Annotated in this window: 13 protein-coding genes; 4 read left to right on the top strand and 9 right to left on the bottom strand. The window is 32.3% G+C overall.

Annotation, left to right across the window (positions count from 1 at the left end; all coding sequences use genetic code 11):
• Positions 1 to 159: 159 nt before the first annotated feature.
• Positions 160 to 816, bottom strand: a complete 657-nt coding sequence (locus tag R9X47_RS09745) for a pentapeptide repeat-containing protein (RefSeq protein ID WP_432666610.1) — start codon at positions 814 to 816, stop codon at positions 160 to 162.
• A 371-nt stretch (positions 817 to 1187) separates the two neighbouring features.
• Between R9X47_RS09745 and R9X47_RS09750 the strand changes: the two genes are divergently transcribed.
• Positions 1188 to 1430, top strand: a complete 243-nt coding sequence (locus R9X47_RS09750; protein WP_432666611.1) for a hypothetical protein — start codon at positions 1188 to 1190, stop codon at positions 1428 to 1430.
• Positions 1431 to 2090: 660 nt separating this feature from the next.
• A complete protein-coding gene (locus R9X47_RS09755; protein ID WP_432666612.1) occupies positions 2091 to 2612 on the top strand; it encodes a MarR family winged helix-turn-helix transcriptional regulator in 522 nt (173 codons plus the stop codon).
• Between the two features lie 313 nt (positions 2613 to 2925).
• On the opposite strand, the gene R9X47_RS09760 is transcribed toward R9X47_RS09755, so the two are convergent.
• The 3 genes from R9X47_RS09760 to R9X47_RS09770 form a co-directional block, all read right to left on the bottom strand.
• A complete protein-coding gene (locus R9X47_RS09760) occupies positions 2926 to 4140 on the bottom strand; it encodes a GGDEF domain-containing protein (RefSeq protein WP_432666613.1) in 1215 nt (404 codons plus the stop codon).
• A 352-nt stretch (positions 4141 to 4492) separates the two neighbouring features.
• The gene (locus R9X47_RS09765; RefSeq protein ID WP_432666614.1) at positions 4493 to 5500 is read right to left on the bottom strand and encodes a lysylphosphatidylglycerol synthase transmembrane domain-containing protein; all 1008 of its coding nucleotides are present in this window, start codon (positions 5498 to 5500) and stop codon (positions 4493 to 4495) included.
• Positions 5487 to 6710, bottom strand: a complete 1224-nt coding sequence (locus tag R9X47_RS09770; protein ID WP_432666615.1) for a glycosyltransferase — start codon at positions 6708 to 6710, stop codon at positions 5487 to 5489. Before R9X47_RS09770 ends, R9X47_RS09765 begins: the two co-directional genes overlap by 14 nt.
• Before the next feature lie 442 nt (positions 6711 to 7152).
• Here R9X47_RS09770 and R9X47_RS09775 point away from each other — a divergent pair, with 442 nt between their 5' ends.
• Both R9X47_RS09775 and R9X47_RS09780 read left to right on the top strand, forming a co-directional pair.
• Positions 7153 to 8568 carry a DEAD/DEAH box helicase gene (locus R9X47_RS09775; protein WP_432666616.1) on the top strand — a complete coding sequence of 472 codons (1416 nt, stop codon included), beginning with the start codon at positions 7153 to 7155 and terminating at the stop codon, positions 8566 to 8568.
• A gap of 168 nt (positions 8569 to 8736) precedes the next feature.
• A complete protein-coding gene (locus R9X47_RS09780; protein ID WP_432666617.1) occupies positions 8737 to 9990 on the top strand; it encodes a GNAT family N-acetyltransferase in 1254 nt (417 codons plus the stop codon).
• A 300-nt stretch (positions 9991 to 10290) separates the two neighbouring features.
• Here the strand turns inward: R9X47_RS09780 and R9X47_RS09785 are convergent, their stop codons facing one another.
• The 5 genes from R9X47_RS09785 to R9X47_RS09805 all read right to left on the bottom strand — a co-directional run bounded on the left by R9X47_RS09785 (position 10291) and on the right by R9X47_RS09805 (position 20896).
• A complete protein-coding gene (locus R9X47_RS09785; RefSeq protein ID WP_432666618.1) occupies positions 10291 to 14454 on the bottom strand; it encodes an Ig-like domain-containing protein in 4164 nt (1387 codons plus the stop codon).
• Positions 14455 to 14820: 366 nt separating this feature from the next.
• Positions 14821 to 15618: a MerR family DNA-binding transcriptional regulator gene (locus R9X47_RS09790; RefSeq protein ID WP_432666619.1), complete on the bottom strand. Its 798-nt coding sequence runs from the start codon at positions 15616 to 15618 to the stop codon at positions 14821 to 14823.
• Between the two features lie 252 nt (positions 15619 to 15870).
• Positions 15871 to 16980 (bottom strand): helix-turn-helix domain-containing protein, encoded by a 1110-nt coding sequence (locus R9X47_RS09795; RefSeq protein WP_432666620.1) that lies wholly within the window; start codon positions 16978 to 16980, stop codon positions 15871 to 15873.
• A 285-nt stretch (positions 16981 to 17265) separates the two neighbouring features.
• Positions 17266 to 19980, bottom strand: a complete 2715-nt coding sequence (locus tag R9X47_RS09800) for a hypothetical protein (RefSeq protein WP_432666621.1) — start codon at positions 19978 to 19980, stop codon at positions 17266 to 17268.
• A 358-nt stretch (positions 19981 to 20338) separates the two neighbouring features.
• The gene (locus R9X47_RS09805) at positions 20339 to 20896 is read right to left on the bottom strand and encodes a TetR/AcrR family transcriptional regulator (protein ID WP_432666622.1); all 558 of its coding nucleotides are present in this window, start codon (positions 20894 to 20896) and stop codon (positions 20339 to 20341) included.
• Positions 20897 to 20973 lie beyond the last annotated feature (77 nt).

Below are 20973 nucleotides of genomic sequence, written 5' to 3' on the forward strand. Positions count from 1 at the left end.
ACAAAATAAAGGGATCATGTTTAAGTTTTTTTTAAGATGGTATTAAGAATTGATTTAGTTTTACTTCCACTTAAAGTATTGATAATATACTCAATATATAAAGTAAATACTTTAATCAATGTTCCACTGACTATGATAACTCACCTCATGTTTTGTTCACTACGACTTAATTACAATCCCTAATAATTTTGCAAAATCCGCTGCCTGTATTGGCGAAACAATTGCACCCCTTACATCCTCAGTTCGAACTCCTATACCTTCTATATCACAATCGCTCAAATCAATATCTGCTAGACTTGTACCTGACATCTGGCTTTGCCTGAAGTTGCACTTCCTAAATATTACTTTTGTGAAATCACTATTTTGAAAGTCACTGCCCTCGAATGTACTCTCTTCCAATATTGCCTGCTTCAATTGTATAAATCTCATAAATCCAAATGCACCGTTACACTGTTTAATACTTACATTTTGTAGTGTAGCATCACTTAGATTTATTCCCATGAGTTTGCAATTAATAAATTCTACTCTATGTATGATAGCTCCACTGAAATTGACATTAGATAAATCGCAGTCTTCAAATCTCACATTCATTAGGTCTAATGAGTTTAGTTCTATATCTCTAAAATCTACATTCTTGAAAATTACCCCATCAAAACTTACATGAGAAGCAACTTCATTTTGAATTGTGCAGTCAAATACATAAATATTTCTAAAGGTATCTTCATCCTCAATATTAATAATCTCAGTTTTCTTACTTTCAATTTTGCTAATCAATTGAGGTTTCTTTATCTTAAACAGTCCTTGCTTATTCTTCATTTAGTAACTCCCTTCAAATTATTCTTTCGTCCTTAGATAACTATTCTTCTTTATCGTGTTTTTTCCTCTTCAAAATCTCTTTTTATTATGAGTAACTTTTTGCACTTTGAATGCTAAAAAAATATACTTTTATGCACAAAAAAGGTAATATGTCACATTTTTTTATTAAGTTGAAACACAGTGATACCAATACTTATAACATTATATTTTCGTATCTATTCCTTGGTAAAATTTGTTACAAAAAAGAAATAGTTTTTTTTACCAAATACGTATTGACATATTTATTTTGGCGCCTTATAATAAGGGTATAAACTAAATTGTTTTGGCGCCAAAATATATGGAGCCATACCAAAAAAAGAGGAGATGTTAATATGTTCAAAAAGAAATTTATTATTCCAGTGGTTGCTTTAATGTTAGTTGCGAATACAGGTGCAGTCTTTGCTGGAGATTTTGCTGGAGATGCTGATGATCTTGATGATAAGGATAGACATACAATAAAATCAACTTCAAGCTACAGCAAACCAGCTAGTTATAGTTATTTACCATATCTTCTAGATCAAGAGGCTCTTACCCCTGAAGAGATAGAGCACATACATGATACCGAAAACCGCTAAAACTATTTACAAAGAAGGTTCTGTTTAATTAAACAGAACCTTCTTTCGTATAGTCAAAAAAATAAATTAATACATTATTTTCTTTAAGTAAATATTACTGGTATAATAGTGTTAAAGACCTGCTAAATAAAGTCTAAGTGTATGCTAAGGATTTGTGTTAAAATATATTATATTAATCACACCTTTATAGCTAAAACTTGTTTAGGTTTCTAACTTTAAAGTATTTTATATATGGAGGTGAAAATAACTAGAAAAGTCACATTAGAATATCTAGTATAATATTCTTTTAAAATGCATAACGAAGAAGTTATCTAAAGCTTATTCAAATTTGTTTTACAAATGAAAGTCATTAAAAAGAAAGGTGGTGAATATTCTGGTTCAAAGCTAAAACACAGGATCTTAATATTATATATCTTAGAGTAATTGGATTATTTAATTTCTTTATTATAGATAAACAACATCAACGTATAAAATAAATTTCGAAGAAAATAATGAAGGCTTATACATTTTCTTTTTGAAATTTATTAAACCTAAAAGTTGCTTATCTTTAGTACCACCTTCAAGTTTTATATCTAAATCCTGTGATGCTGTCACTTTACAATAAGTGAAAAACTGTATGAATGGTATTACATAGTACAGTCCTTGAAACCAGATTAAAGTATGGAGTCTAAAGATAGATATAGGTCATTTAAGAGATATTTAGAGAGTAATTCATGCTCATATAGCGAAGAGGATATTCTATCAATTACGGTATGCTTAGAATTAGCAAAAACTTCGAAGAAAATTATAGATGCATTTAATGATAAACTTAAAAAACGCAATTTATCTAAGGGTAGATTCATTATATTAATGATATTATTTAATGAAAGTCAAAATGGTGGTGAAGGTCTTTCTCCTTCAGAATTAGCGGAAAAAGCCATGGTTACTCCTGGAACGGTTACAGGACTAATAGATGGTTTAGAAAATATGGGCTTAATAATGAGGACAAAAAGTGGTAAAGATAGAAGAAAAATAAAGATTCAACTAACGGATAAAGCTCTTTCAGAATTAGATGAAGCTATTCCTAAAACCTTCGAACACCTTATCAAGGCAATGTCTAATTTTACAACTGATGAAAAACTCATGCTTGCAAAGTTACTAGTAAATTTTGAAAACCAAATTGATTGTTCTGGTGATGAATAGACTAATAGTTTTATTGAGTTCAGTATTTGATATTAAGAAATATTTTTTAATTCATTAATACTTTTTATCCATTAATATGTTATATTTTTATATTAATAAATTGGTTATTGGAATTATATATGTAGTATTCCCCTTATCGGGTCTATTTTGACATTACAAGATTATCACATTAATAAAACTGAAAGCTTATAGCGAAGTCTTTTATAAAAAGAAAAATATAAGCAAAACGTTCTTAAATATAAAATATTAAAAGCTCAGATTCTACGATATTATAGAATTTGAGCTTTTTAAAGCTTAATCTAGTTTAACTACTTTATTTACTTACACAATTTCTACCTTTTTTCTTAGCTCGGTACAGAGCCTTATCAGCTGCCTTTAAAACCTCTTCTGGCGATTTGTATTTATCACTTTTCTCAGCTACTCCAATACTAATGGTAACACTTAGATCCTTAGAAACAATTTTTTCTTTCCCATTTACTTTTCTTTTCTTTTTATAAGAATATTTCTGTTTTGATATATTCTCTCTTAACTCTTCTAAATGAGGAATCACATCTTTTTGAGTTTTACCTGGAAATACTATTGTAAACTCTTCTCCACCATACCTAAAGGCCTTTCCACCACTCTTTACTTTTTGTAAGCCTGATGCCACCATCTTCAAGACTTCATCACCAGTATCATGACCGTATGTATCATTGAATTTCTTAAAAAAGTCAATATCCGTCATAGCGATAACATATTTCCCTCCAAGCTTCATCATTGACTCGTTGAGAGCTCGTCTTGCTGGTATTCCTGTCAATTCATCTGAATAAGCCATAAAGTATGAGGCTTCTACTACTCCTATAATTAGTATCAATCCTGACATAGCAAAGGAAATCTGTAGTGCTAAAAATTGCTCCTTCAAAATAAAACCTGTAAAAACCATTAATATTACGCCTATCAATGAGCTATTCATTAGGTTAGGCTTTAATAACATTCTTATATTTATAAATATGAATGTGCATAAAAAAGCTATCATAGAAACCTGAGGCATCGGGATCATATCAACAAACTTCCAAGTCACCACCCTATGGTAAATTAGCTCATGAACCTGACTCTGTTCTGGTTGAATAACCCACCATATCATCATAATCTGAAATATTATAAATCCAAGACGGATTTTCCCCCAAGAAGTTAGAATTCCCCTCTCCTTTAATATAGGAAATAGAAATATGTTAATAGGGATGACAAAAGAAAGAATGTCAAAAATCCCAATTGTTTCAAGGCTTACACTATATGTAGGTATAATCCCATAGGATAATATCAATTGACTAAGTACCAAGATCAAGCTCAAGAAAAAAACTTTGCTCTTATTAAATCTTGAGCCTAATAACATTCCTACAAAAAAGAAAAAATATGAAATGTATTGTAAAATCATAGTCCAAGATTTAGGAAGCTTTGATACATTAAATATTAATATGTAGGTTGCTATCGTAAGGCCAATAGGTATACTTGTAAGTCCAATTACCTTTTTATTTATGCTATGTTTCATAAAAGTAATCCTTTCTACGTCTCTCCATTGTATACTCCTATAACAATTACAACATATATTTATTTAGTAATATAATTATTAAATTTTACCTATTAATAATGATATCACAAACTTCGATAAAATTCACCATTCTTCTACGTATCTCTAGGTTTACCTTAGAACAGTCCAATATTTCAAAACCTATATCGTCTCAAAAAAGAAAATATGACTTGTGAATTAAACTATCAGCCACATTTTCTTTTCAATGTGCCTTGAGCTTATCACAATGTCATATTTTCTAAATATCTATGATTAACTCTTTCAACTATAGAAATCGTAATAAATCTTTTACATTTAGACTTATAAATACGTTCTATATAGAAAGATATTTTTTATCTAGCCACACTGAAGCGACAAATCCAACAACTAAGCCTAAATAATAGGTAACAAATCTCCATACTAACATGATAGCTATTACCTCTGCTTTGTCCATATAAGCTCCAAAGAACATTAAGAATGCATATTCTGCTCCTCCACTTGCACCGGGTGATGGAATTACCGCTGCAACACTTATTACGCTAACACTACTCATCATGGCTGTAATATAAGATATTCCTGATATACCAGTACTTCGTATAACAAAGTATACAATACTATTAAATGCAACTAGCTTTAAAAAGCTGTATAGAATCGCACATAGGAAGTCCATTTTATTGTTTAGCAAATTCTCTGAGCTAATATGATATTCCTCGATAAAGTTCTCGAGCTTTCTACGCTGCTTTTGGACATCTTTTACTATTCTAATTTTATGGAGAAATTCTAGCATTACATTACTAACGAAATAATTAAATCTAGGCATGTAACTGACTGCATAGAAAGCTAAAAGAATAGCAAGATTGACTCCAAAACCTAACCACATGAACTTCTGATTAGTGGCATTAACAATATATCCAACTGTGCTTTGATAAATAATCACAATAATATTAATACAAACAAGGGCAATTTGGTGTACAATCAAACTCTGAATACATATATTTGTAGCAGTGTGTAGTCCTATATTTTTCCTCTTCATATAGTAAACCTGCATAGGTTGTCCACCGGAAGAAAATGGTGTAATCCCATTGAAAAACTGTGTGGCTAAAGTCATACTGAACGAAAAGAAATACTTGTGGTTTTTATCACCTTTACGGACAAATGTACCTAGTGCCATAGCTTCAAGCATCCAAAAAACTAGTATACAACAAACACTTAATAGTAGAAATCGAATATCAACCTTTTGAAGCTGCTGAAGAATCGAATAGAACTCATTTCTTAAAGAGAAAAACAATATGATAAAAACTATAGCAATAACAATTGTGACATTCTTTTTAACCGACTTCACTATTGATACTCAATTGCCTTTTTCTTCTTATTTTAGGTTTCCTCTTAACAACTGGATATTTAAAATACATCTCCTTGTATAACCTTTCAATTCTTATCGCATAGTTTTCTGCTGAGAGCATCTTAGCAACATCATAGGCTTTATCTACCATTGTATTTTCTTTTTTATTTAGGCTTAGAACTTCACTTATTATACTGGCTAATTCTTCATCATCAGAAAACAATCTCCCTGAGATTCGATCCTCTACAACTCCAAGGATATTCTTGTCATTAAATACTACTACAGGAACACCGCTGGCCATGGCTTCAACAATTGTCAGTCCTTGAGTTTCAACCTTTGAAGCACTAACAAAAACATCGGCTATGCTATAGTAAAGTTCAATCTTTTCCCATGAAATCTCTCCAGTGAATCTTACATATTCATCTATTTTAAGCTCCCGACATAGTTCCTCCATCTTTCCTTTTTCTTGTCCATCTCCAACGATAACTAATTTAGTGTTAGGATTTTTCTTTAACACTCTTGAAAACTGCCTTATGATTACATCTACTCTTTTTTCCTTTGTCACTCTGCTTAGGGACAAAATCACCCTATCATCACCATCTAATTCTAGCTGCTTTCTGAGTAATTTAATATCACTGCTTCTTAGTTTACTATTAAAAAACTTATTTATCTGAATCCCTGATGGTACGACACTGATTTTCTCATTTATCCCAAATGAAGAAATAGCTTCTTTAGTCTTATGACTTGGAACTATCACGGCATCGCATTTTTTACTATGTTTTTTTGCAATATAGGAGAACATCTGGGATACTATGCCTTCTATATGGTAATCAGATAATATAGTATTAACATACACGTCATATATAGTATGACAAGTATGGAGTAAAGGTATATTTTTCTTTTTAGCTATCCTAGCACCTACCATACCAACAAGAAATTCAGTATGGGTGTGAATTACATCAAAATTCATTGCCTCTAATTTTTTCATTATTGATGGATTTATATAGCATCCAACTTGTAAATCCATAAATTTCACTGAGGGTATCCTAATTATATTATCCTGTATGTTATCTACATATCCTGGTGCTTTTACTGTAACTATAGTAACCTCGTGACCTCGTTTTACCAATTCCTCTTTCAAGGTTAATATTGAAGATGTTACTCCACCAAGTAGCGGGTAGTAAAGATCTGTAAATATCCCTATTTTCATATTATCACACCCTCTTTCTTTGACTTTTCCTAAGCTGTTATATTTATTCTTTTTATACAATAGTGTCCTTACAATTAATCTAACAGGCTAAATATGTTAATCGAAAATTAATAAGTTTCTTTGATAGATTTATAATACCAAGTAAAAATTAAAAACTGATGAAAATTTTCTTACAAATTTCTGAACTTTTGCTATCAAATAATATTTTTCTACAAAAAAACTTCAAAATTTGGAAGTACAAAGCCTTTAAACGTGATATACTATTTTTTATGAGTATGGTTAAAATAAATATATCCCGTATTATTCATGAAAAGTTTGAAAGGGTGCAAGTAATTTTGAATTTTTCATGAATAATCCGTGTATATGTATCGTAATAAATATAACTCACAAACTCGGTGCTGTTATTTAAAAAGGAAGGTTTAAGATTATGGAGACAAAAGAAATGAAATTTAAAGATTATCCCCTATCTAACGAGATAAAAAGAGGCCTTAGTGAATTAGGTTTTAAAAAACCTTTAAAGGTTCAAGCGGTAGTTATACCAAAGATCCTAGAGGAAGATAATGATTTGATTGTAAAATCCCAGACCGGAAGTGGTAAAACAGCTACATTCGCTATCCCTATCTGTGAAAAGATAGATGTAGAACTAGAAGCAACCCAAATGTTAGTACTTACACCTACAAGAGAATTAGCTGAGCAGATCAAATATGATATTAATGGTATTGGAAAATACAAGGGAATTAAGTGTTCAGCTGTATATGGTAAACAGCCTATAGAAATGCAAAGAATGGAACTTAAAAAGAGGCCCCATGTAATAGCAGGAACTCCAGGAAGAATGATGGATCATCTTCTGAGAAAAAATATAAAGCTAAACAACTTAAAATATTTAGTTATAGATGAAGCCGATGAGATGCTTATTATGGGATTCGGCGATCAAATAGATGCTATAGTAAGTAAAATTCCTGACGATAGAACTACATTACTATTCTCAGCAACTATGCCTGAAAAAGTACAATATCTAAGTCAAAAATATATGAAGAATCCTGAAAATATAGAGATTGAATCAGAGGTAAGTACCTTAGATAAAATTGAGCAGATCTACTATGCTGTAGAAGCCCTTAAGAAAGTGGACTTTCTTAAAAAAATGCTTAAGCGTGAAAGACCAAGAAAGACAATTATATTCTGTAATACCCAAGAGCAAGTCGAAAGACTCTATGCTATCATGAAAAAGTGGAGCAATTTTATATGCCCTGTTCACGGTGGAATGCCACAGAGAGCTAGAATGGATAAGCTTACTGGCTTTAAGAAGGGTCAATATAACACTTTAATAGCTACTGATGTTGCCGCTAGAGGAATTCATGTTGAAGGTGTTACCCATGTTGTAAATTTCTTTGTCCCCTTCGATAATGAAAATTACATCCATAGAATTGGTAGAACAGGAAGAGTCCACGAAGGCGGTGTAGCTATCACCTTTGTTACAGAACCGGAAAAAAGCAGATTTGCAGAGCTCGAAGATTTTCTTGGATACAAAATTCCTTGTAAGGGTGGACATGTAGAAAGAAGAGTTGGAAAGAAGACATTAAAGAAGGAAGCTAAGCAAACCCGTTATAAGTCTGGTAAGGTAAAGGGCTCAATAGTTCAGCTAAACGCCGGAAGAAGCAATGGTCGTTTTACAAATAAAGATATACTGTCAACCCTAAGAAAGATCGGTGGCGTTAGACAAGAAAATATAGGTAAAATAGAAATTAAAGATAAGATTACCAATATAGAGATATTAGGTGGTAAGGAAAGATTAGTTTTAAAGGGTTTGAGAGATGCTAAAATTAAAGGAAAGCTATATCGAGCAAAAATTAAAAACTAAAATTATATTTAAAGAAGCAGGCACTTACTATATTGTGCCTGCTTCTTTAAATATTACTTCATATTTTTATTTCTCAACTCCAAATATAAAAATTTAGCCCATATTGTAAGGACCTACAATCTGGTTTAAAATATATATTGTAATGATTTATTGTGGGGGGAATGAATAATGCGAGAAATTAGAAAACTTAATGAATCTCATATCCATGAATATGCAGATATCGCTTTTAATGCCTATCCAAGCTTTAAGGACTTTACAAAGGAAGCTATGAACAGATATAAGGACGAGGCATTAGAGATACTTAAGAATGATCCTCAGGTTACATTTTATGGTATGTTTGAGGATGAACAGTTAATTGCTGTTATGCGTCTTTTTGATTTTGATATGAATTGCTTTGGAAAGATCCTACCTGTATCGGGAATTGGATTCTTAGGTGTCCATCTAATGCATAAGAAGAGAAAGGCTGCCCGTGATATGGTGAAATTTTATGAAGATCACTATAGAAAAAAGGAAGTGCCCTTCGGGCTGTTATTACCATTTAGACCTGACTTTTATAAAAAAATGGGCTATGGCTTTGGAACAAAGATGAATCAGTACAGAATCTTAGCATCAAGAATACCAGCGTATTATGAAGAAAGTGATATAAGATATGTTAAAGAGAGTGAGTTAGAGGAATTGTTGAATTGCCATAGTAGAGTTGTCCGTAAAACCCATGGTATGATGATGAAGTTTGGTGATGAGATCAGACCTATATTTGGAGACGCTTTTAATCGTGTTGTAGGAAGCTATGATGAAGATGGTAATATCGAAGGATATATAGTTTATAAGTTTCAGAATGGAAAAGCAGGAAACTATACAATCAATAATATCTATGTGAAAGAATTAATCTATGAAAATCCTAAGGTTCTAAGAAAACTTTTGGGCTTCTTAAGAAAGCAAGAGGATCAAGTTAATTTAGTGATTTTTTCTACAGAGGACGAGCATTTTTACCATATATTCAACGATCCAAGAAATGACTCATTAAATTATATTCCCTACGGCTACTTAGAAACAAATACTCAGGCTGTTGGAGTAATGTACAAAATATTTGATATTAGAGAAGCCTTTCTACAGTGTTCCCATAGAAATTATAATAACGGGAACTTAAGTGTAAGATTTTTAATTAGTGATGATTTTACTAGAGAAACAGAGGAGGAACTCATTGTAAAGTTTGATCAAGGCAAGGCGATTTTAGACGCAGAAGATTATGACATGACTATCAAGATGAATATAGCTGAATTTTCATCCCTATTCTTAGGTGTTACCAATGCCAGGGGATTATTTAATTTAGGTTTATTGGAACTGGATAAGTCTGAATTTATAGATGATATAGATAGACTTTTCTATTCTAATCAAAAGCCTGTGTGCTATACAGATTTCTAAGAAATTGTATATAATTACAATAATTATGTTTTTAGACATAATAGATTTTGAAATGAATAGATACATAAAAAGCCTCATCAATCTGGCACCGTTACAAAGAGCCCACTGAAAAGTCTGTACTTTTTAGTGGGCTCAGTTAGCTATATACTTAACACTTTGATCTTGAAGGATAAATTCCTATCATTAGACCCATCAATAACACTTTTAGGAATATCTCCCTCAGCTTTAAAGTTAGGACAATCTAATGACTTTCTATATGCCTTCTTCGATCCAATATAGTAAATTAATTATTAGTTCTAATTAGTCTTCAATAAAAAACTCTACTCTCAACGGTTTATTTAAGTCAGTTCCATGTATGCTTCTCACCTTTCCCCCAAGAATTATATAATACCTCTTTCCCTGTATATATTCCTTTAAAGGTTTTATCTTTAGCTGCTTTATTCTTTTTTCATATTCCAGCTCTATCTCTATTCTATATCCATCTTCATCTACTATTGTTATGTAATCATCTCCTGCTACGATAGTTTCTTCATCCAAGTCAAAGTTAAATTTGATATTCCATACCTTATCTTTCTGCTGCGGTATCTCTTTGTGTTCATCCCAGTTAGAGTATTTTCCATTAAATATCATTTCTTTTCCATCCAAACGTATTTGATATACTTCTCTTTTTTCATCGTCGGTTATATACTCAATAGTTGACTGTATAAAATCAATTTCTGATAAATCATCCATTAGCTCTAGTGATTTATCCGTCAGACGCTGTAATAATACCTCCCTTTCACTTTCATCATTCAAGCCTAAGATACTACTTCTTATTTCCTTTAATTCATTTATATCATCTGCCTCTTCAATATTTTCTTCCTGTTCATACTTCCTATTAACAGTAACAATGTATGTTTTTTGGTAATATCTATTTTCAGCTGCAATATTAATTGTTATCACATTTACTCCTGTATTTAAAGCAATAGCTTTTGTTGTATAGTCCGGTACATATACACCGTTTATTTTCATTGATGATTTATAATTTTCTACGCTTGCAGACAATTCAATTGTTTTAGTTTCATTTGGCACACTTACTTTATAATCATATGTATATCTATCAAAGCTAGGATTTAACTCTAATCCTTTTATACTTAAGTTTCTTAGGTACGCATTTGTCGATGGCACATAGGGCGGTATATAAACTGAAGTTGTAGCAGATGCTGCTTCATAGCAGCTTTCATTTCCCGCTTTATCCTTTACTACGATATTAAAAAAATACTTAGTACCTTGCGATAAGCCGTCTACAGAAATACGGTTAGTATCAGCAGCTCTACTATATAGTATGCCATATGCTCTTATTCCACTTATAGTATCTAATTGACTATTTTTACTATAATATATTTCATACATCAACTCACTTTGCTCCGTTCCTAAATGATCGTCCGCTTTTTGCCAGCTAAGGGAGACTTTATCTGTCTTGATATTACCTGTTGATATAGACTTATCCGATGGATAGGGAGCATCTTTATCCTCACTTAGTAAAACACTATGCAAGCTATTTTGTGAGTTTGCAGTATCAGATGAATTTGAAGAATAATAACCTACTGAACTTATTTCCAAATCATAGTCTTTACCAAGTTCTATAAAGCACCCTGTCTCGCCATCACTATTTGACAAATAATCGGTACCATCAACATTTACAATAGCACCTTGTAATACATTATGAAATTCATCTTTTACTAGAAATCTGTGATAACTTAGTTCATCTCCACCAATAGTATCTTTATAAATAGTAGCTGTCCCATTTGAATCTTTACCATTACCAATATACATATTTATCTCGTCAGCTGTTGCAAGAATAATTGGATTGTTACTAACTATGATTGAACCACCAGAGCCTCTATATCCTCCACCGATCCCTGCTCCATTATTTCCACCTGTTGATATGAGTGTTCCTCCACTTATTGTTATAGTTCCTGCATCTTCACCATTATTGCCTCCGATACCCGCTGCATTCCACCCACCTAACACAGTAAGCTTTGCTTCGGTATCGGTTAAACCTAATACATTATCTATGATTAGGGCTGCTCCTGAAGAGACTCTTATACCTGCATTGTCACTACTAGCATTAATAATACATTGTCCGCTTATGTATAACTTATTATCATAATTTCCAGCACTTCCAAAATCGATTCCTGGGCTACCATTTGGTGCAGTTATATCTATATTTTCCAATGTTAGTTCAATGGCATCTGTTCTTCCGCTATCAATCACTATACTAGTGTCAGTTAAACTTGCAGATCCAGTAACCTTGACTTCTGTCACATTACTTGCCACTGTTATCGTACCTGAATAGCCATCTTCAATAACATATATTCCATCTAAATTAATTATTGTATCACCGCTGCTAATTAAGTTGTTATCATCAGGTAAACCAATGGTCTCAAAATTCCAAGTTTCTTTATCATCAATTCCTTTAAAGTAGATATTTTGGTCATCATAGATTGCTGATTCATCTATTTCTATATAGTATTTTGTATTAGCTGATAATCTAGATCTAGGATCTATCGTTACTATTTTCTCGTTTGATACCACATTACTATCCGTTATGTTAATTTTTTCGACTTCGCTATCATCTGAGCCCTTGTAAATAGTTATGTATCCCGTCCCTAAATTTATGTTTTTATCAAATGTCATAGTTAAATCAACCTCCGGTATTACACTAGTACTGTTATCTTGAGGACTTAAACCAATAACTTTTGGTCTAACTTCTTTTGTCATAACTACGATAATATCATAATTTTCTTCATTGACATTGTTCATGTCACTGGAAGTCTCATAATCTTGAGCAGAAACTTCGTAGGTGAGATCAGATCCCAAAGCTACAAATAGACCTATCTGACCCTCATTATTAGTCTCATAGTTACTGCCAGCTATTGTTACTATAGCATCTGTAATAGGATTCGACCCGTCAGTTATATTGAAGCTTACATAAGAAAGGATATTCCCCGACGTATCCTTCTTTTGTGTAGGGGAAGTAACATCTTTACCATTACCAATATTGTCAGCATCTTTACCTCCTGTTGCTATAATGACTGGCTGATTTTCTATTGTAATAACTTCGCCACTGCTCGTATATCCGCTACCGATGCCTGCTCCATAGCTACCACCTGTTGCTGTTATGTTTCCACCACTTATTTTGATTTCACCATCATCAGTAACTTTATAACCGCTACCAACACCTGCTCCACGCTTTCCTCCTGTTGCCCTTATATCCCCTCCACTTATTTCGACTTCAGCACCGTAAATAGCTTCACCACCACTACCAATTCCCGCACCGTAGCTACCTCCTATTGCCTCTACTGTACCATCCGTTATGGTTATAGTAGTACTAGCACCTTCACTACCGCTACCGATACCTGCTCCATAGCTACCACCTGTTGCTGTTATATTTCCTCCATTGATTAAGATTTTACCGCCACCCGAATATTCGCCTCCACCAATACCTGCCGAACCATTTATACCTGTTGCAATTACTTCCCCTCCACTGATTGTAATTTCTCCAACAGTGGTAGCACCTGTTCCACTACCAATCCCTGAGCCAGTAAATTGACCTGTGGCTATTACATTACCACCACTTATTTTAATGATACCAGCATCGCCTTCAGAGCCGCCACCAATGCCTGCTCCATATTCAATGCTTGTTGCATTAATATCACCACCAGTGATTGTAATTAAGCCTCCTGAGCCATTTTCTCCTCCACCAATAGCAGCTGCACCGCCATCACCTTCTGCAGTGATTATACCACCGTTAATAAGTATGGTTCCTCCTGCCCCATAATGTCCACCGCCAATACCAGCCCCGCCTGAGCTTCCACTTGATTTCACAAATAGTGTTCCTCCATCTAAGGTTATCTTACCACCGTCTTCTCCACCAGAGCCTCCGATAGCAGCATGTGTGTGACCACTCTCAACTGTGAGTTTTGCCTCATCATTGGTCAATCCCATTGCTTTATCAATAGTAAGAGCCGTACCTGAATTTACACGGATACCAGCTCCGCTTGTTCTATTACCATTGCTAAAGTCAGCAAGATCACCAATGATTCGGCATACTCCTCTTATATAAAGTCTGTGCTCATAAGGCCCTGCTAAGCCGAAGTCAATTCCATGGGCTCCCTCAGGAGCAGTTATGTCTAGATTATCAATTGTTAATTCAACAGGACCTGTCCTACCTCCCTCAAATACAATATTAGTGTCATTTAAAGGCAAATTGGACGTTAACGTCACCATCGTTACTGATTTTCCAATGATAATCGTGCCTGAATAATCATCAGCAAATTCATAAGATCCATCTACGCTAATATTTGTTTCACCATTGTTAATTATATTGTCCATAGCGTATACATCAATGTTAATATTAAGTATACTTAGTACGATTATCAATAGTAAGTATGTCACCTTCCTTGTCAGCCTACTTGTCATCTCTTGTCCTCCTTAAAAACAGCTTATTTTGTATAAGATTCATTATAATAATTACTCTTATAGCTTTTTACTAATTATTCTAAAGTATTGACTAAGTCAAGAGTCAATGATTTGGTCATAAATCAGTCAATTTTTTACATTTACCTGACAAGTTATTTCTCAAAGTTTCATTATTAACTATTCAATTAACTATTTACTTAGATCCAAACTTTACTTCCATAAATAACTTAAATAGAAACTCAGAAATGTCCATTTCCTTCGATAAATTGCCCATAAAAAAACCATCCTAGTAAAATATTTCTTACTAGGATGGTTTTTTACAGTAACTCCTATTCATTTTAACTCTATTTGACTATCGATAAGCGCTTACGCTATTGGTAAGTATATTTCAACAGATAAGCGAAGACTACCGTCTCCATAATAGATAAGATGCTCAACTTCGTATATTCTATCTCTAATTTTATAATTATTAGCAATCATATATTCTTTTAACATTCTATAAGCCATGATTAATTCATTTTCATCACCAATAAATCGATATCTCAAAGCCTTTCCGAATTTAAGTATTTTCGCATTTCCACACCGTGATGGAACTATATTGCATATAGACATATTATTATTAACTGAATCATTGTAGAAATCTTCTTTTGATCTAGATAATAATACCTTACCAGTTCTGAGCCAAAAGGTATCAGTATTGCCTAATAATATCTGCCAATTTTTCTTTAACTCTTCAATAAGATCTTTTGAGCTAATTGAAAGCTTATCGTGTACATATATATAGTCATCAAAGGTCAGTTCAATCTTGTCCACAGACTCTTTGAATACCTCAGCTTTTTTATTAAAAGCCTTTAAATATTCAATCTGCTTGTTAATTAACTCAGCCTTTTTCTCAAGAATCTCTAGATAGTTATTGTTAAACTCCACAAATTGATCAATTATTTCTATGCCTAGCCACTCTTTAATCCTTTCAATAGGTATATCAAGCTCTCTTGACCATACAACATTCCCTAATATCATGAGATCTTGAAGGCTAAAATACCTATAACCATTCTCTTCAATACTAGGCTTGATAAATCCTAATTTACTATAATATCTCACCGTATCTGACGATATATTAAACAGTTTAGCCAAGTCTCCTGTTTTGAAATAGAATTCTTTCAAGCTGCATCCATCCTTTTACTAATGATAATTGGTTAGTATTTTACAACTAAATATGCACTTCCATTGCTTAGACGATTTCTTAGCTTTTTCAATATATTTTTTTATTATATCATAACACTTAGACTTTCTAGCGATTTTAAAAGTATCCATAATCTTGACACTCTCTGTTTTTTTGTTAATATTATCATGCATTCTATACCTAATTATATTCTTATATAAAATATAATTAGGTTTCTTGTTTTTTATTTCTCCCTATATTATATCCCCTTCAACCCTAAGTTTTTTTACAATCTCAATTATATTATTTTGCGCATCAACAATTTGAGGAGTGTTAACACTATCAATAAGTTCAAGAAATTCTAACAATATGACCTTAGACATCTTAGAAAGATTATTAATGATCTTAATTTGGATTTTACCACTTGCACCCTTCATTCCTATTACCAGTAAGCTAATATCAACTTCCCTTAACAGTCTCTGTACCGATCTACCATTCATTTTTTCTAATTCCTTATCTAACAGATAGGTTTCAGAAGAAGCAGGTTTTACGTCTCTTATTAAATCAACAAACTCATCAAGTCTTGTACCATCGTCATCTAAAATATTGAAATACTTATTTATGTTATCAATATAATCTTCTCCAAAATAAGACCCCAATTTTTCTCTTATAATCCATGGATATTCTCCCAACTGTATATCAAGAATTCCCTCTAGAATTAGAATTCTCTCTAAAAGTTCCTTCCCAGTAAAATTACCTATAACTATATAGTTTTCAAGGATTTCTCTCAATAATACAGGTTCAGTTCCATAAAGAAGTAGTTGTAAAGCCTTTTTAAAGAATGTCGACGTAATATCCTGAGTATCATCTTCAAGTGCTAATAAGCCTTTTTTATGGGCATTATGAGATAACTCTACAATTTGCTCTAACAAATTCAAACAATTTTCTTTTTCCTCATTAGTACATTTTATTCTTTCACCTAAATTCCAATCCTTCATTAATTTTGTCTCCCTTCGAGTACACCTTTGTACTTTTTTCTCTCCTATAACTTTTCTATATTCATTAGGAGATATTCCATATATCCTTTTGAAGGCTCTGATAAAGGTATCTAGTGTATTAAAACCATACTCATAGGCTATCCCTGTTACTGAGTTTTCTGTATAAATTAGATTATGGGCCGCCCTTACTAATCTCCTTCTTCGAATATAGCTCATGATAGAATCACCCATCGTTGCCAAGAATACTCTGTGAAAATGGTACTTTGACAAGTGTACATTTTCTGCTAATGATTCTAGAGAAAGCTTTTCATACAAATTTTCTTCGATATAATTAATACTCTTTTGTACTTTATCATGATATTGCATATTTACTTTACCTCCAGAGCCTTATAGTAGAATTATAATAAAGAAGTCCTCAGTATACTCGACGTTTTTTGCTATTTGAAAAAGTTTTTTTATTTTTTTAAGTTAAATCCCCCATTCCCATACACCATACAAAAACAAAATGCGCTGGTAAGATAACTCCAACGCATATATATTAATATTTTTTTGTAAGATATATATTAGTTTTTTTACTTAATATTAAATTCCATTCCTTTTCGTGAGAAGTATTTCTATAACCCTTATCTCCACTCCGCTCAAGATAACACCTTATTTATCATCACCATGGGTGATATCCTTAACTCTAATATTCGCAATATTATCCATTAATTCTTTATCAATGAAAATAAAGTTTCTTTCACCAATGCTTATTGCTAATCCAGCAGTATAATCTTTTAAGTCATCCTTGTTAAATTTTAAAACTATTACATTCTCTCCCTTTTTCGTTGCGTTATCATAAACTTTCTTTAATCCTGGTACATCACCTTGCAAAAACATACTTACATATGATTTAATTGGCGATATGTATTTTATCTTAAGATATACATTTTCACTATCTATTGCGGCACCTACACTGTCCAATTCAAAGTCTTCATTAGCAAAATCTATTCTATATTCTATGTCCCCATATTTAAGTCCGTCGTCCTCAAAAATAGCAAACTTACTCTGCTTCTTATCAATTACCGGTATATTTGATGAGTCAAAATCATTATCATTATCGTTGTCGTTATCTTCATGTCCATCATCATTAGTTTGCTCAAACTTTGTGAATATTAAGTAATAATCATACCAAGTAAGTTTATCCTTAAAATTCTTTACTTCCTTTTTTACCTTCTTTCCTATTTCCTCTCCTGACGATGTCATCCAAAGACTCCAGCTTTCTAAAAATTCATCAATATCTAACCCTGTATCTTGTATCAATGCATCTTTTATATCAATCTCTTTATCATAAACCCCATATACTGCTTTTCTTGCCGCATTTGACCCATATACATAGTTTAAATAGCTATACATAGACCCAAGCGTGTGGTAAGTATTTTGCCATCCATCTGGATCTTTTTTTCTTCCAGCTAGAATCTTCCAATCAATTTTTTCACTATAATTTTCAGCATTATCAATAACTTTTGGTGCTTCCCAATTACAAAGATACTCATTGATCAGATCGTCTACATCTGTAACATATTCGTCTTTTTCATAATAATAATAAACTAAGAAACTCTGACCCTGACACTCTTGATTATGCTTATTCGTTTTACCAATCCCTTTAAAATCTGCTAATAAATGATTAAGTTCATGTGATACTGTTCCTAGATGTGGTTCTAAACACCATATTACCGGTCTATCAAAACTAGCAAATCCTCCTCCAACATGTTCTCCATCTTCATATATATCCTCACGTCCACCAATTCTTGCCGCCTCATTTAAATCAGATAAATATAATAATTTCACCTTTTCTCCAATATAAGGATAGTAGTTAAACTTCGATATTCTTTCATAAATCTCATCAATTTCTTCTAGATGGTTATTATCTAGTCTTTCTTTAAACTCATCATCAAAGTAAACTTTAAAATATTTACTTTCAACAAATTTTATTTTTTTATCTACGTCCTCTTCATAGCTTTTCTTTACATCTTTATAATCATAGTCAAAATCATTGAACTCTTCTTTCTCCTCAATGTAATACTCTATAATATCATCAATTAAATCCTTAGTGTATTTTAAACCTTTATTGTACCCCTTTGTATTTACATTTTCAAATGTATCAGTAAGGGAATTATTTATCCATGTTGATGTATCTCTCATCATCAATAATCTAGGAGTGTAGTCAGTTAAAACACCTGAGAGAGCATTCCCTAAATCGTTGTTGTACTCCATATCGTCATCTAGCTTTTTTGCAAATGATTTAAATTCTTTATCTGTATAGAATATCCTTGGTTTGCCATCTCCTCCCATAGCGTATAAGTCGATTGTCGTAATAATATTATCAAAGTCAATAGTTTTAGCAATTTTTTCTATACCTTCGTTTTCAATCCATTTACTCCCAACTATTGCAATTATAATATTGTATTCAGGTTTATTCTCTTTATAGTAATTTGCTAAGTCTAAAAGCATAGCAGTACTAACAGCACTAGATTTTGTACTTTGAAAATATTCACCATTAGGTAAACTACCAAAGCCATCTAAATTAGTAGTAATCAGAATGGCCTTATCCTCTCTTTTTCCAGGGATTAGACCTACTAAGTTATCTGCCTCTGTGCTTTTTCTTTTTATTTCTAAATTAATCTCAATATTTTTATCAGAAAGTTTTTGCGCATTCCAGTGTGATGGTATCTGTAAAATATCTTCAGCTAAATCTTCACTTATATATAGTACTGGAATATCTACATCTTTTGAGTTTATGGGATGCTCGTAGTTACCTACTTTTAGTTCTCCATTATCTACAATTAAAACACCTTTTGCACCATGTTCCTTTGCTGTTAGTATTCTATCTGTAATCCCCCCACCAAAATTTCCTTTATCATCATTCCATTTAAAAACAACGATTCCCTCAGGTTCAATTGTATAATCTTCTTCTCCCCCGACACCCACATAATAAATTTCATCAAACTCAAAGTTCCCTGAGGTTGTCCTACTATACGGCATATAATCCTTCATTATCTCATAAGTAACATTATCGATTCTAAAGGAGGTATCTTTTAATATTCCGATCTTAGTTTTATACTCTTGTTTATATGTATCCGAGTTTAGTATTGGAACAACGTCTAGTTCTTCTAACTGTTCTTCTAGAAAATCTACTGCTTCTTCGTATCCTTCTGTTCCACTTTGTCTTCCCATATATTTTTCCTTAGTCAGCTCTTCTAGAACGCTGAATGAATCAAACTCTTCTGCTGCACTAACTTCCAAAGTATGCATTGGCATTTGAGAAAAAACTATAGTGATTAAAACAACAATTGATAAAAATAGCTTGATTTTACTTTTTTTCATTGCTTAACTCCCCCTGTATCAATAAATAATCGATATTTGTAAAGCTCTAAAACTGTTGAAGAATAAATATTACTTCCTATAGAGTCTACTTTTAACAACTTAAACATTTCTTCATTTATCAACAAATTCCCTTTGTTGAAATTTCTCTTATTTTGTCGACTCATAGTTTTTACTACCAATCGAAATCTATATCACAATCGGTTATAAAACTCATTCATTTTTCTGCTTACAATTTACTTAGTCTATATTTATAATGAAACTATGACTACTATACTTAACTTAAGAACTTAGTTAGAATTTCAAATAAAAAGACTTCCTTCTAGCCTTAATTATGCTAGAAAGAAGCCCTAATAATTTATTACTTCGTAATTTGATTATATATTTGCTCCAGTACAGTAGTAATTGTATAACCGCTAATAGCTCTAGAATATAGCATAGCTCCCTTATATGACGTCAGTATCATAAGTGCCATACTTCTAGAGTCCCCCTTAAATTCAAAACTGCCCTCTGCTACCCCCTCCTCAAGGATTGCAACTATAAAATTAATCTCCGACTCACTTAAATCGGTCATCATTTTTTTCATTGAATCTGGTATAACATTGTACTCAGCCTGTAATGAAGATAACGGGCAAATCTCTCCCCTCTTGGCACAGTCAATCACATCATCAAATACATACTTAATCTTTTCCTTAGCATTATCTAAACTATCAGTCTTAATTTTTAATTCTTGCCCATCAGCCCTTAAAGCTTCGCAAACGGCTAATCCTAAATCTTCTTTTTTGGGAAAGTGATGATGTAGCGTCGCCTTTGTTATACCTACAGCTTCCGATAAATCCTTATAACTAAAACTGTCAAATCCATACTTTTTAATAAAATTTATAGCAAGATTTATAATCTGTTCTTTTCTATTCTCCATATTAACAAATCCTTTTCTACTATTTGTTTTATATCCTATCATACTAGCAAGTCAGTAACAAGTTCTTTACATGAAAA

It is taken from the genome of Wukongibacter baidiensis (assembly GCF_050888315.1).
Lineage (GTDB): Bacteria > Bacillota > Clostridia > Peptostreptococcales > Caminicellaceae > Wukongibacter > Wukongibacter baidiensis.